The following is a 14,452-nucleotide window of genomic DNA, read 5'->3' on the forward strand; positions in this document are numbered from 1 at the left end:
GGGAGTTATCCCCATGTGGATATTGGTTTCAAAATTTCGCTGGTCCCACTCCCACTTATTCACAGTTGTTGATCCGCTCCTGGATGATCGCCACCGCATTCTTATGCGCTTTCGAAATTCAGGTTTAATAAATTCCAGCGCTTCCTTCGGGTTTTTCGAATCCTTCATCCCAACCACGCCGGCATAGCCCATCGTCGTTCCCGTACCGGCAGGACCGGCCGGCAGCGGCGCGATATCCCACTCGAAGTCTTTGATCGCCTTCGCTTTGCCCATGTAGCTGAACAATTCTTTCTGCATGGCGATTTTGCCCGTATCGAACGTCGTCTGATCGCCCGGCTTCGGATGCACCTTATCCTTGAAAATCATGCCCGAGAACACATCCAGCGCCTGTTCCCCTTCCTTCGAGTTCAGCGTCAGCTTCGCGCCGTCCTTGCTCAGGAAGTCGGCACCGTATGCGTTAAACACCGATTGCAGCGCATCCGGCCAGTTGCCCCAGCCGTTGCGCACGAAGTTCGTGCCGTAGACGCCCTTGGACGAATCGGTCAGCGCCTTGGCCGCCTTCAGAAACTCGTCGTAGTTCCACTTCCCTTGCTTATACAGCTCTGTCGGCGTAGCGAGGCCCTTCTCCTTGAAGAGCGTCTTGTTGTAATAGATCATCGCCGGCGGGGTAGAGAACGGAATGCCGTAAATGTTGCCGTCCTTGCTCAGCAATTCCAATGTGGACGGGTACACATCGTCGAATTTGAACGCCGCATCCGCTTTCAGAGCGGTCACATCGAGCAGCTGTCCGGCGGTCAGAAATTGCGGGATCATCCGCTCCGCCAGCCACACGACGTCCGGCGCCGTCTTGGAGGCCTGCATGATCGAAAGCTTTTGCTGATAGTCGGCGAACGGGATAATCATGATTTCCACGCTAATATGCGGATTTTTCTCGCGGAACCTGGCGATCATGTCTTCGTACATTTTCTTATGCGTATCGTTGCCCCAGATGGCGAACTTCAGCGCGACATTTTTCGGCGCTTCCGCCGTTGTCGATGCTGCCGGCGCGGCGGGCGACGTTTGCTCCGGGCCGTTGCCGCCGCAAGCGGACAAAACGCCGGCGGCAAGAAGCAGTGTAAGCGGAAGCACAACTCTCTTTTTCACTCTAAAAACCCCTTTGACGGTCAATTTTTTTTTGAAAGCGGATTCGAACAACTCTTGAAGCGTTTTCATGTCTTCATTATAAAAAAACCTGAACATCAGGTAAGTCACCCCATATCCAGAAAAGGTTCGAATTGTATTGATATTTAGCGTACCTGATCTTCACCGGAGCGGTCGCGGTACTCACTCGGCGTAAACCCTGCCGCTTGCTTAAATACCGACATAAAATATTTGCTGTTAGGATATCCGCACAATCTGGAAATATCCTGAATTTTCAGCTGGGTCGTACGAAGCAGCGTCTTTGCCTTGTCCATTCGGCATTGCGTAACGTAGTCGGACAAGTTCTGACCGGTTTCCGTCTTGAACATGGCGGATAAATAACGATGGTTCAAGTGGACCTGATCCGCCAAATATTGCAGCGAAATATCTTGATCGAGCCGCTGGGCGATAATGTCCTTAACCTTGCGGATGATGTGCCGCTCCTCCCCTTCGGACGTCTCCTTGCCGACCACGGTCGTATGGACGCGCTGCTCGCCTTCAGCCGGTCTCGCTATCGCCGGACCCGGCTGCAGACGCTTCTTCAGCTTCTCGATCGTTTGACTCAGCTCGACCCGATCGACCGGCTTCAACAAATAATCGGTCACCTCGTAGCGGATCGCTTCCTACGCATATTCAAAATCGCCGTATCCGCTCACGATGACGACCGGCATGACCGGGAATCGTTCGCGCAGCCTTTTAATCAGCTCGATGCCGTTCATATCCTTCATCCGGATGTCCGTGATCACAACGTCGGCCATTTGCGTCTTCAGCCAGTCCAGCGCCTCGCGGCCATTCGACGCCTCACCGGCAACGCGGCAGCCGCCGATGACCTCCTCCAGCAGCTTGCGGAACCGGGATCGGAGATTGACCTCGTCCTCTACCAGCAAAATCGTGATCATGCTTCGCTCTCCTCCTCGTACAGCAGCGGCAGGCGCAAAATGAACGCCGATCCATTCCGTACGCTTTTATCGATAAACAAACCGCAGCCTTCACCGTAAAGCAGAAACAGCCGCCAATGGACGTTGCGCAGCGCATAGCCTTTCTTCTTCTCCCCGAACCGACGCCGATCCACCTGTTCCCGCGGCGACGTGTAGATATGCTTTTCCACCCGCTCCATCGTTTCCCGGCTCATGCCCGCCCCGTCGTCCTGAACCCGGATCACGAGACGGTCGTCCTCGATCCGGGTCATCAGCCTTACCGTCAATCGCTCCGAGGTCATCGCATGCTCAATGGCGTTTTCGATGAAAGGCTGCAGGATCAGCTTCGGCACCATCAAATAATCGTGCCCCAGCTCGACATCGATTTCTACCTGAAGCTGGTTGCCGAGCCTCGACGCTTGAATTTGCGAGTACGCCTCCACGAATGAGATTTCATCCCGCAGGAACACGAATCTCTCCTTGCGTTCCACCGTATAGCGCAGCAATCTGCCCAAATTTACCGCTATATCCGAGATTTCATCCTGATGCCGATCCATCGCAAGCGAGTTGATGGACTCCAGCGTATTGTAAATAAAATGCGGATTAATTTGGCTTTGCAGCGCGTCGAGTTCGGCATCCCGCTGGCGTATTTTCCCTTCATACACTTCCTTGACGAGCCGGTCGATCTCCGAGACCATAATGTTGAAGCCTTCGGTCAGCTGACCGATTTCATCGGAGGTCGTGACCTTCGCGCGTTCGGCAAAATCTCCCTTCTGCACGCGCTTCATCTTCATCTGCAGGTGCCGGATCGGCCGGACAAGCTTTCCCGAAGCAATCCCCGCAGCGATATAAGCGACCAGAATCGACGCGATCGAAATCCACAGCGTAAACTGCGTTAAGCTGCGCGCTCCCTGCTTGATGTCGGCCCGCTGTATGAGGCCCGTCACCTGGATGCCGGTGTAATCCGACCTTTTCGAGGCGACGATGTAGGACTTGTCCTGTGCCGGACCCGGCGCCGGGCGCGCCGGTGCAGACGTGCCGTTATCGAGCGGGTACAGCAGCCGGTCGTGCCGGTCCGTCAAATACAGCAGGCTGTTCGGACTGGAGCCCGCGAGAATTTTGCCCAATCCGTCCTCCGTCAAATCAACCTTAATGATGCCAAGGTGCCGATTGGTAAACGATTCCCGAATGACCCGCGCAAGGGACACCACTTGTCTTTGCCGATCGAGGTAATAGGTCCCGGGATGCGGAGCCAGCACCACGAGCGCGCCGTCGGTTTCCTCCACCTCCCTCATCCACGCATTCCCTTGCGGTTCCCAGCTCTTGCTGACGCTGTTCTCCAGATTGCTGAACAACGTGCCGTCGTATGCGAAGATGAGTATGCTTTGGATCTCGCTGCGGTCCACCGCCAGGGACGAGATCATGAGGTTCATTTTGGCCAATTGCTCCGAAGATACATAATTGCCCGACGCCGCAGCCGTTTCGTGCGCTTTCATGATGCCGAGCACCGCATTGTCATAATAGGGCGCCATCGTCAGCCTGTCCATGTCCTTGATATACCGCTCCAGATTGATCGTAATCTGGTCGATGATCCGGTTCGTATAGGAGACGGAGTCTTCCTCCACGTTTTTCGTATACTGCCGATAGGTAATGATACCGCTGATCAGGAATGGAACGGTGATGAGCAAACATAACAAAATAATGAATTTGAGTCTTAACGGGAAGAAGGCTCGGTTGAATTTCATAGATGAAAAACCTCGCAGGGCGAAGGGATTGTACTTCGTGCTTGTATCTATATTAGATAGGAGAAAGGGCGGATTGGCAAGAGGGGAAAAAGAAACCCGCCCGCGAAGAGGATCAGGTCTCTGGGAAATGAACGAGGTTGTCGTGCTCGCCTGCTTTCACAGATGCTCGCCGATATGCGCGATTAATACTTTATCCTACTTATCATACACAATAACCTTTTTATTAAGATGATAAAAGGCCACTCTTTCGGAAGCGAATAACCGCTTTCGTCGGAATGGTCTCAAGGATTGATTACTCTCGAAGCCCTTCGAAGAAGCGGGTTCGTCCTTAGTGGTAGCTTTTCATATCAATCGGAGAGTCGTTCTTCGCGCTTTAGCGCTGAAAGATCTTAAACTTGTCCAATGTGGTAAAGAAAGGGCAGACCTAACTGAGTAACCATGTTAAGTCTGCCCTTGATGTTATTGATCTATTGCAGATCCCGAGCTTCCAGCATTCGGAGCAGCATGACGACTGCTTCGGCCCGCGTGGCCGTATCGTTCGGCACGAAGCGGTTGTCGTCGCGGCCGCTGACAATGCCCAGTTTACGGATCGCTTCCACAGCGCCTTTCGCCCATTTCGGAATGTCTTCGTAATCAGCAAAGCTGGTTGCTGCATCTGCGTCAAGAGACACTTTCAGCGCTTTGGCAATCATCGACGCCATCTCCGCGCGGGTGATCTGCGCATCCGGTCGGAAGCTGCCGTCCTCGTACCCGCTGACGATTCCCGCTTGCACAGCGAGAGCAACCGCTCGTTTCGCCCATGCTCCGAACTTGGCCTGATCTGTGAAGTGAAGCGCCGCGCCTGTTCCGCTCAGTTCCAGCGCGCCCGCCAGCATAGCTGTAAATTCGGCGCGGGTAACCGGGTTGTTCGGTTTGAACGTGCCATCCGGATAACCGCCCACGAGCTTCTGCGCCGCAGCTCGAACGATGGATTGCTCGCCCCAATGAGCGGCGATGTCTGTGAACGATGGGTCCGGCTGTTTCGGCGTTTCTTCCTCTATTGTCACGTCTATCGCCAGAACAGCATACTTGGTAAAATGGTCAACCTCCGCTGTGATCCATTCGCCGTCAACCGTGCCACCAACTTCCATCCACGTTTTCTTTTCTTCATCGTAGTAGTAGATGGCGGCTTTCCGATTGTTGCCGACTTTGGTCGGATCGAACTTGATTGATAGCGCGACCGGCTTCTTGAATGTTCCTCTGACGTTTTTCAGGACTTCAAATACTTGGCTCGCAAATGTTTCCTTATTCGCCAATGGGGTACCCTTGCCGAACTGCTTGTCGATCGTGATGCGCAGTTCTTGCTCTGCCGCCCCGACAGGAACGTGAATAACGATTTCGCTGTCCAGACTGACTTCCCCTGAACTTCCGACCGGAATGGTGATGGCGCCATCGAGCGAAGTCACATGGCTTGAGTCTCCATCGCCCCCACCTCCCCCGACATCATTGGAACCTCCATTGCTGCCGGACGCTCTCGGGTTCGCTGTTGCTGCTTCGGAAAAGCCGCTCGTTCCTCCTGTGCCTACCGCTTTCACCGCAAAAGCGTAGCTCGTTCCGTTCGTCAAGCCGGTTACGGTGTACGTCGCCGACGTTACGCTCGCTTGAACAAGAACCCAACCATTTTCATCTGCCGGAGCCGATGTCCCTTCGTATTGGTATATCGTATAGCTGTCCGCACCTGTTACGGCGTCCCAGTTCAAGGTCACCTGTCTGTCTCCCGCGATACTGCTCAAGTTCGCCGGCACTGACGGGGCAGGCGGCAATGCGACGGTTGGCGTTGATACCGTCGCGGCTGAGAAGCCGCTCGTTCCTCCTGCGCCTACCGCATTCACCGCGAACGCGTAGCTCGTTCCGTTCGTCAAGCCGGTTACGGTGTACGTCGCCGACGTTACGCTCGCTTGAACAAGAACCCAACCATTTTCATCTGCCGGAGCCGATGTCCCTTCGTATTGGTATATCGTATAGCTGTCCGCACCTGTTACGGCGTCCCAGTTCAGGGTCACCTGTCTGTCTCCCGCGACACTGCTCAAGTTCGTCGGCACGGACGGGATGGTCATCACTGTAAAGCTGACGGTGAAACTCTTGGACGTGACGCTGCCGCCGGAAACGGTGACCGTCGCCGAATAGCTGCCTGCGGCAAGGCCCGTGTTCGGCACGACCGAGAAGCTGTCGCTGCCGCTGGCTGCGATGCTGCTGATGGACGTCTTCGACAGAGTAAAAGCAATCGCGTCGGTGCCGCTAAGCGCAACCGTCAAGGTGCCTGTCACCCCGGTGCCGGTGTTGCTTACCGTAACGGTATGCGGCGTCTGCGCCGCGTATCCTGCGGTCGAGAAGCCAAAGTTATGGTTGCCCGACTCGCTCAGCCCGATGCCGTAGGTCAGCGGCGCCATCACCTTATAAGTTGCCGTAACGGTTGCGGCACCGGCTGGCATGGTGAACGTAGTCGTGCTGCTGTTGGCATCTGCAAAAGTCCCGCCGTTACCTCCTGTCCACTTATCAAATTCCTTGCCGGACGGTGGCGTGTCAGCCTTGATGGTAACAAGTTGCCCTTCCGTATAACTGCCGCTTCCTGTGCCGTTTTCGACAGTTAGGGTATAGGTTTCGTCCTTGTCAGTCGCCTTTACGGTTAGAGAAAATGATTTGGTGTCTATGGCACCGTTCTTGGCAATCACAGCTGTCAGTACAACAATAGAATCGCCTGAAGTATATTCTGGACGGGTCACGGCTCCATCCGCCGCAATCACATCCGGCTTATCAGAGGTCCAGTTTATAATGGTACCGTGCAATCCTGCCGTGGGGAGTACTATATTGCGGGTAACAGCACTCGAACTATCACCCGCAGTATAGCCGACATCCAAGGCGTTTTTAGCTTCCGTGACAGCTTCGGCATCGGTCAGTTCTAACCGGGTTACCGTAATCGTGTAGGTTTTTGTTGCTCCATTCTGCGCTGTAACTACTACTGTCATGATGTTGTTCGATCCCACATTTAAGTTGATCGGCGTAGAAGCATTTCCAGAAACCACTGGTGCTCCATTCACAGTGATCGAAGCAGTATGATCCGCCACCGTCGGCGTAATATCCAGACTGTCGACTGCGTTCGCTACGCTCGCCGTATACTCGGTTGTACCGGCGGCGAATGCCGGGCTTAGCGTACCGCTGCTGATCGTCAAGCTGCTTAAGTCCGCGTTGCTCGACTGCGCTCGGGTTACCGTGACTTTGTACGTCTTTGTCGCACCGTTCTGCGCTGTAACCTCCACCACAATCTCGTTGTCCCCTACATCCAGACTTACCGACCTGGGACTGCCGCTGGATGCATCAGACGTGTTCACTTTTACCGTCGCTGTAGAATCCGCCACCGTCGGTGTAATATCCAAACTAGTTACCTCGTTCGCCACGCTCGCTGAGTATTCGGTTGTGCCTGAGGCGAATGCCGGGCTTAGCGTACCGCTGCTGATCGTCAGGCTGCTTAAGTCCGCGTTGCTCGACTGCGCTCGGGTTACCGTGACCTTGTACGTCTTTGTCGCACCGTTCTGCGCTGTAACCTCCACCGCAATCTCGTTGTCCCCTACATTCAGACTCACCGTCTTGGCACTGCCGCTGGATGCATCAGCTGTGTTCACTTTTACCGTCGCTGTAGAATCCGCCACCGTCGGCGTAATATCCAGACTGTTTACCTCGTTCGCTACGCTCGCCGTATACTCGGTTGTACCGGCGGCGAATGCCGGGCTTAGCGTACCGCTGCTGATCGTCAAGCCGCTTAAGTCCGCGTTGCTCGACTGCGCTCGGGTTACCGTGACCTTGTACGTCTTTGTCGCACCGTTCTGCGCTGTAACCTCCACCGCAATCTCGTTGTCCCCTACATTCAGACTTACCGACCTGGGACTGCCGCTGGATGCATCAGCCGTGTTCACTTTTACCGTCGCTGTAGAATCCGCCACCGTCGGCGTAATATCCAGACTGTTTACCTCGTTCGCTACGCTCGCTGAGTATTCGGTTGTACCGGCGGCGAATGCCGGGCTTAGCGTACCGCTGCTGATCGTCAAGCCGCTTAAGTCCGCGTTGCTCGACTGCGCTCGGGTTACCGTGACCTTGTACGTCTTTGTCGCACCGTTCTGCGCTGTAACCTCCACCGCAATCTCGTTGTCCCCTACATTCAGACTCACCGTCTTGGCACTGCCGCTGGTTGCATCAGCCGTGTTCACTTTTACCGTCGCTGTAGAATCCGCCACCGTCGGCGTAATATCCAGACTGTTTACCTCGTTCGCTACGCTCGCCGTATACTCGGTTGTACCGGCGGCGAATGCCGGGCTTAGCGTACCGCTGCTGATCGTCAAGCCGCTTAAGTCCGCGTTGCTCGATTGCCGGGTTACCATGACCTTGTACGTCTTTGTCGTACCGTTCTGCGCTGTAATCTCCACCACAATCTCGTTGTCCCCTACATCCAGACTCACCGACTTCGGAATGCCGCTGGCTGCTGACGCTCTATTAACTTTTACCGTCGCTGTACTGTCCGCCACCGTCGGGGTAATATCCAAGCTGTCTACCTCGTTCGCCACACTTGCCGTGTACGCGATTGTACCCGCAGCAAACGCCGGTGACAACGTCCCCTGGCTTATTGTCAAGCTGCTTAAGTCCGCGTTGCTCGACAAGGCCGTAATCGTTACCGTTATGGTGGCCACATTAGAATCGACCGTTCCATCATTCGCCTTAAACGTAAACGTATCGACTCCGGCCGCGCCAGCATTCGGCGTGTAGGTATAATCACCCGTAATCGAGTTGTCGATGGATACAGTTCCTTTGCTTCCCTGGCTGACAAGGCTGTAGGTCAACGGATCTCCGTCGGCATCCGCAGCGCTTAAAGTACCGCTTGCAGGCGTGTTCTCGATAACAGCGAGGGAGGCGTCATTGCTAACAGGCACACTGGTTAGCAGGTTCAACCCGGCCGGGACATTGCTTTGACCATAGTTGTTATATCCCCAGGCGACCACCGTTCCGTCTGATTTTAAGGCCAGACTATGATAGCTGCCTGCAGCTATAGCCACCACGCCGGTTAATCCGGCCGGGACATTGCTTTGGCCATAGCTGTTATATCCCCAGGCCACCACCGTTCCGTCTGATTTTAAGGCCAGACTATGAGAATATCCCGCAGCTATAGCCACCACGCCGGTTAACCCGGACGGGACAACGCTCTGGCCATATAGGTTATCTCCCCAGGCCACCACCGTTCCGTCTGATTTTAAGGCCAGACTATGAAAGTCTCCTGCAGCTATAGCCACCACGCCGGTTAATCCGGAAGGGACATTACTCGGTTCATTAGCTCCCCAGGCCACTACCGTTCCGTCTGATTTTAAGGCCAGACTATGAAAATATCCCGCAGCTATAGCCGCCACACCGGTTAATCCGGACGGGACATTACTCTGACCATAACCATTATGTCCCCAGGCGACCACTGTTTCGTCTGATTTTAAGATCAGACTATGAAGGGTTCCTGCAGCTATAGCCTTCACACCGGTTAATCCGGACGGGACATTACTCTGACCATCACCATTATATCCCCAGGCCGCCACTGTTCCGTCTGATTTTAAGGCTAGATTATGACCGTTTCCTGCAACTACATCCACTGCTCCTGTTAATCCGGACGGAACATTACACTGACCATTACTATTATTTCCCCAAGCCACCACAGATCCGTCAGATTTCAAAGCCACGCTATGGAGGGCTCCTGCAGCTATCTTCCCTCGTGCACTATCAACCGTAAAAGAAGCTGCATGCACGGCAGGCGGTAAACTTGAAAAACACATCATAGCAATTAATAAATAGACTATGATAGGGTAAAAAAATTTTTTTCTGCTTTCCCTCATCTCTGCCCACCTCACCGATGTAATTTTCAACAACTCTCTTCATTGCTTTGTCGGGATCGATGCAAGCAGCAGGAGCCGGTGTCCTTACGCTCCGAGAACGAACCTCGCCCTTATGCAGAAGCACAATCTGTCTTCCTTTCGCTTCAACGCCAGTCTTATCAAGGTGTTCAAGAAGTCTTGCCTTTGCCCCCAAAAAAAACGACAGGGTAGACGTCCGATCATCGCCGTTAAGCTTCCGATGCGGTCGTCTACCCTGTGCCTTCACGCGGAACGAGAACATCATTGCGATACAGCACCTCGTTTCGACGTTACTCCATGATCCGACAACACGGATGATATGCGCTTTCCACAGTACCCCTGCATCTTCACAGATATTATAAAAAGTAGGGCGTTGCAAAAGCGTGACATCATCATGCCTAGGCACTATTCAAACATGGTTACGGAAAATTCCGCCCAGCTATAGCTGGGCAGATAATCGTGGCGATAGCTGTTTACCGCCTGCGGATCTCCATCCATAAAGCGGTAGCAGTCGCAGTCCAATTGCTCAGGGTCAATGGCGAGACGCCCATGCCACCTTCGTAAAATATGCGAAATGCTCTCTTGCTGCAATGATTCCCGCAGGTCTTTTACGATGGTTCTGAAGTAATCACGTTTCGCCGGATTGCCTGCGTCATCCTCCCACAGGAGCGCACAGGCTTCAGCCGTTGTCAGGCTGGCTCCTCTTCGGTCAATCAGGCAAGCAAGCAGTTCCTTGGCCTTGGCGCGCTTGAATTGGAGCGGCTTTCCGTTTACAAAAACCTCAAAGCCGCCAAAAGTCTGTACCCGTACCTTTTTTCGTTTTGTCAGAATAGAATCCTCGTAAATAAAGGTTAACTCCCGCAGAATGTCCTCTTTCAGCACAGGCTTCATCAGATAGCCGGTGGCATGAATACGGAAAGCGTCTACCGCATATTTTGCGAAGCTTGTTACAAAGATGATATGTACATACGGCTGAATATCTTTAAGCTGCTTGGCAAGCGCAAGCCCGCTGGTACTGCCCAGCTCAATGTCCAGAAACGCCGCGTCAAAGCGAACGGATTTCGCTTGCGTCAGCGCCTTGCCCGATGTGGCGAAGGGATAAATGATACAATCCTGCACAGCTTCTTTCAGCGCTTGCTCCAGGTCCCCCAGAGCCAACGGCTCATCGTCAACAAGTAAAAAATTCATTGGATTTACCTTCCTTTGGTATGATAATAATAGCGGTAGTTCCTGTACCCGGAATGCTTTCGATTTGCAAACTTCCTCCGCATAATTCCTCCAGACGTCTGCGCACATTGCGAATACCTACACGGGGTTCGCCTTTCGAGGGTTCAGGCAAGAACGTAAAGCCCACCCCATCGTCGATAATGACAATGCGATAGGCCGTATCGGTTTCCTCGGTGCGGAGAGTTATCGAGCCGCCCTCCTCCCGCCGCATGATACCATGACGCACCGCATTTTCCGCAAGGGGCTGAACGGTCAGCGGCGGGATCGCGAAATTTTTTGCACCTATGTCATAGATCACTCGCAATCGATCCCTAAACCTCTGCCGCTCCAGATTCAGGTAATACTGCACATGAGACAGCTCCTGCGAAAAGGGGATAGGGGCTTTGCTCTCTAATACGTTCATATTGGCGCGCAGGAATAAGGCAAAATCCCCGATTGCCTGCTTGGCTTGCTTCGGGTCAAGGTCGCAAAGCTGCCGGATGGCAGTCAGAGTGTTATAGAGAAAGTGAGGCTGAATCTGACTGATCAGAATGCTAATGCGGGCTTCCACCAATTCTTTTTCCTGCTGCTTTAAGAGCAGCTCCCGTTTCGATTGAATATTGATAAAGATAAGCAGGATGGAGGCTGTGGCCGCCGTTCCCATCAGTGCAATACCGTAGTTCACGATTTGAATCATTTCCCCTATCAGCGGCAAAACCACATAGCTTAACAGAAACAGCATATCTCTAGGACGCAAATAACGTCGGTATCGGAGGATGAGCGTGGTGACAATTCCGTAGATTAAGAAAGGAATGAGCTGGGAGAGCCAGAACCAGTCGCCGCGCTGATAGAGATTGTCTGAGTCGGTGTAAAAAAACATGCCGTTCCACAAGGACAGCACACTGAAAAAAAACTGTGTTGCGGCGAGGGCGCAGGCAGCGTTCCATATGTACCTCCTAATAGTTACCTTGGGTGAAAGGTATGCCATGATGTATCCAATAAAGGTTAGCAGCAACGGTGCGGTACAGGCGAAATTCAGGGCGGTTCCCACTCGCAGGGCAAAGGGATACCACGGTTTCACCAATCCCTCAAAGGCCCAGCTTGCAATATCCCCCAGCAGCATGCCAAGGTCGGAAATACACATCAACATGAAAAAGAGGCCGGACTCTTCGTTCGTTTTGCCATTCGTCCATAGATAGATAATGAGAATCAGGCAAATAAGAGCGCTGTACGAGTCAAGGATAATGTTTACGGTTTGCAGATGATTCATCCCCTTTGTCTTTTCTGTTGTACTCCTGCCACGGCGCTTGTCCTCTGGCTATTTATGAAAATTATGCTTTACATCTCAGAAGAGTACAAGTTTTTATGGTTCAGCAACAATTCGCAGGGGCATCGACAACTCACGACAACATGAAGACATGAATAAATAAGGTCATGCCCACATGTGTCGAATTACGGATCAGCCTGTATTTGGCTCGGAACGGTCTTGGTATTGACGCCGCCGGTTTCATGCCGTTTATTGCTCGTTCATTTCCATCCCCATTGCCCCGCTTGACGAGCAAACGCAAAATACCCATGCCTGAATCAAGCAGGCATGGGTATTTTCGTCCGTTGCGCCTATGGAATAAGCTTCCATCCCGGCATTCAGCTGCCGCCTCGCCCGTTCCAATGTATCCGTCTCATTTCACGAAATTTTCCAGCACAATTTTCCCTATCGTAGCGCCCGACTCGATTTTTTCATGCGCCAACCGCAAATTCGCCGCATGAATCGGCTCCAGGCGTTCGCCTAATGTTGTCTTCACTTTCCCGGCGTCAATCAGATGAGCGAGCTCGTTAAGCAGGTCGTGCTGTTCGATCATGTCATCCGTTCGGAACATGGACCGGGTAAACATTAGCTCCCACGTAATCGTGACGCTTTTCGTCATAAGCGGATCAATGTCAACCGGCTTCTGAACAGGGACGATGATGCATATTTTGCCTTGCGGCGCAATCGCTTCGGCCATGTTTGCCCAATGACCGCCCGTATCGTTAAGACAAAAAATATAATCGACCGCCGCAAAACCGATTTCCTTGAGCTGGGGTGCAAAAGGCTTCCTGTGATTGATCATGTAATCCGCTCCGAGGTTTTTGGCCCACTCGGTCGATTCCGCTCTCGACGATGTCCCGATCACCGTCAATCCGGCGAGCTTGGCCAATTGAACCGCTATGGAGCCTACGCCTCCCGCCGCGCCGATGATCAGAATCGACTTGCCCCGATTCGCTTCCGCACTGTGGCTGACGCCGAGCCTTGCGTGCAGCCCTTCCCATGCGGTCAGCGAGGTCAGCGGCAAAGCCGCGGCTTGGGCGAAGTCCAGACTTCTCGGCTTGCGCCCTACGATTCGCTCGTCAACCAGATGGAATTCGCTGTTGCAGCCCGGACGAGTTAAATCGCCTGCGTAATACACTTCATCCCCCGGTTTAAATAAGGTGCACTCCTCCCCGGTTTGCACGACGATCCCCGCTGCATCCCAGCCGAGAATAGAAGGCGAGTCCTCTCCGTCAGCCTTCCGCGAACGAACCCTCGTATCCGCAGGATTGACGGAGATGGCCTTGACTTCGACCAGGATGTCGCGCCCCGCAGGAACCGGCTTTTCGGTTTCAATATCGACAAGGCAATCCGGATCGGATACCGGGAGATAACGATAGATGGCCACTGCTTTCATCGTTTGACGATTGCTCAAGCTTCCTTCATCCTTTCAAGCTGAAATATCGTACTATTCGAGTATATGGTATATTCTTAATCAGAAGAAGTACGCATATTTTTATGATATAGTATTAAAAATCAAACTATTGGAGGAATCAACGGTTATGGGCGATCGAAGAAATAAATACGGCGCAAATCCGGATATGGCAGGATGTCCGGTAGAAACGACGCTGGATGTCATCGGGGGAAAATGGAAAGGGATTATTCTGTACAATCTTATCGGCGGAACGAAACGGTTTAATGAATTCCGGCGGCTGTACCCGGGAATGACCCAGTTTATGCTTACGCTGCAGTTGCGGGAGCTTGAACGGGACGGCATCATTCATCGGGAAGTATATAAAGAAGTTCCGCCGAAAGTGGAATACTCGCTGACCGATTTCGGCAGAACGTTGGAGCCGCTCATTTTATTCATGAAGGATTGGGGAGAGACTTATAAACTCAAATTAAACGAGCTTAGAGCGCCGCATGAAGAAGACGCCAAGCCCGGCGATCAATAAGCTGACCGCAATTGACGGAAACGCCGGACATTGCCGTTCACTCCCTCTTCATTTTCGCCCGAAGCGTTTGTTCCATTAACAATTTGCAAATATTTGCAAACGTATGTTCTTTGTCTTATAATTGAACCTGAATTTCGAAAGTACTGCGCATTAAAAACATAAAAAGGGCTCCAAATCTTTGGTAGAATGGTGTTTGTCCAGGACAACATCACCCAAAGAGAGGAGCACCTTTTAGGTGAAGTCTACC

10 protein-coding genes are annotated in these 14,452 nt (G+C 52.9%); 1 reads left to right on the forward strand and 9 read right to left on the reverse strand.

Annotated elements, in window-relative coordinates:
* From DLM86_RS31410 to DLM86_RS31445, 9 genes are all read right to left on the reverse strand, one after another.
* On the reverse strand, nucleotides 1-1,143 hold a 1,143-nt coding region (locus DLM86_RS31410), incomplete at its 3' end, for an ABC transporter substrate-binding protein (RefSeq protein WP_158289733.1).
* Nucleotides 1,144-1,286: 143 nt separating this feature from the next.
* A complete protein-coding gene (locus DLM86_RS31415) occupies nucleotides 1,287-1,784 on the reverse strand; it encodes a helix-turn-helix domain-containing protein (protein WP_110844168.1) in 498 nt (165 codons plus the stop codon).
* Between the two features lie 18 nt (nucleotides 1,785-1,802).
* Entirely contained in the window at nucleotides 1,803-2,078 is a 276-nt protein-coding gene (locus DLM86_RS31420; RefSeq protein ID WP_110844169.1) for a response regulator, read from the reverse strand.
* Nucleotides 2,075-3,841, reverse strand: a complete 1,767-nt coding sequence (locus DLM86_RS31425; protein WP_110844170.1) for a cache domain-containing sensor histidine kinase — start codon at nucleotides 3,839-3,841, stop codon at nucleotides 2,075-2,077. Before DLM86_RS31425 ends, DLM86_RS31420 begins: the two co-directional genes overlap by 4 nt.
* Before the next feature lie 467 nt (nucleotides 3,842-4,308).
* On the reverse strand, nucleotides 4,309-9,741 hold the full coding sequence (locus DLM86_RS31430; RefSeq protein WP_110844172.1) for a cadherin-like beta sandwich domain-containing protein: 5,433 nt from the start codon (nucleotides 9,739-9,741) through the stop codon (nucleotides 4,309-4,311).
* The gene (locus DLM86_RS32450; RefSeq protein ID WP_170143743.1) at nucleotides 9,629-10,024 is read right to left on the reverse strand and encodes a hypothetical protein; all 396 of its coding nucleotides are present in this window, start codon (nucleotides 10,022-10,024) and stop codon (nucleotides 9,629-9,631) included. The genes DLM86_RS31430 and DLM86_RS32450 overlap by 113 nt, the downstream gene beginning before the upstream one ends.
* 140 nt (nucleotides 10,025-10,164) lie before the next feature.
* Nucleotides 10,165-10,947, reverse strand: coding sequence for a response regulator (locus tag DLM86_RS31435; protein WP_110844174.1), 783 nt, complete (start codon nucleotides 10,945-10,947; stop codon nucleotides 10,165-10,167).
* A complete protein-coding gene (locus tag DLM86_RS31440; RefSeq protein WP_110844176.1) occupies nucleotides 10,928-12,235 on the reverse strand; it encodes a sensor histidine kinase in 1,308 nt (435 codons plus the stop codon). The genes DLM86_RS31435 and DLM86_RS31440 overlap by 20 nt, the downstream gene beginning before the upstream one ends.
* 409 nt (nucleotides 12,236-12,644) lie before the next feature.
* Nucleotides 12,645-13,685, reverse strand: coding sequence for a zinc-binding alcohol dehydrogenase family protein (locus DLM86_RS31445; protein WP_245955069.1), 1,041 nt, complete (start codon nucleotides 13,683-13,685; stop codon nucleotides 12,645-12,647).
* A 127-nt stretch (nucleotides 13,686-13,812) separates the two neighbouring features.
* Here DLM86_RS31445 and DLM86_RS31450 point away from each other — a divergent pair, with 127 nt between their 5' ends.
* Nucleotides 13,813-14,205: a winged helix-turn-helix transcriptional regulator gene (locus tag DLM86_RS31450; RefSeq protein ID WP_110844180.1), complete on the forward strand. Its 393-nt coding sequence runs from the start codon at nucleotides 13,813-13,815 to the stop codon at nucleotides 14,203-14,205.
* Nucleotides 14,206-14,452: the final 247 nt, after the last annotated feature.

The organism is Paenibacillus flagellatus, from assembly GCF_003217775.1.
Classification (GTDB): domain Bacteria; phylum Bacillota; class Bacilli; order Paenibacillales; family NBRC-103111; genus Paenibacillus_AB; species Paenibacillus_AB flagellatus.

What these genes read in the sequence shown, in the direction of transcription:
- DLM86_RS31425 (WP_110844170.1), bottom strand. Translation starts at nt 3,841, where the DNA reads ATGAAATTCAACCGAGCCTTCTTCCCGTTAAGACTCAAATTCATTATT.
- DLM86_RS31440 (WP_110844176.1), bottom strand. Translation starts at nt 12,235, where the DNA reads ATGAATCATCTGCAAACCGTAAACATTATCCTTGACTCGTACAGCGCT.
- DLM86_RS32450 (WP_170143743.1), bottom strand. Translation starts at nt 10,024, where the DNA reads ATGATGTTCTCGTTCCGCGTGAAGGCACAGGGTAGACGACCGCATCGG.
- DLM86_RS31435 (WP_110844174.1), bottom strand. Translation starts at nt 10,947, where the DNA reads ATGAATTTTTTACTTGTTGACGATGAGCCGTTGGCTCTGGGGGACCTG.
- DLM86_RS31450 (WP_110844180.1), top strand. Translation starts at nt 13,813, where the DNA reads ATGGGCGATCGAAGAAATAAATACGGCGCAAATCCGGATATGGCAGGA.
- DLM86_RS31430 (WP_110844172.1), bottom strand. Translation starts at nt 9,741, where the DNA reads ATGAGGGAAAGCAGAAAAAAATTTTTTTACCCTATCATAGTCTATTTA.
- DLM86_RS31420 (WP_110844169.1), bottom strand. Translation starts at nt 2,078, where the DNA reads ATGATCACGATTTTGCTGGTAGAGGACGAGGTCAATCTCCGATCCCGG.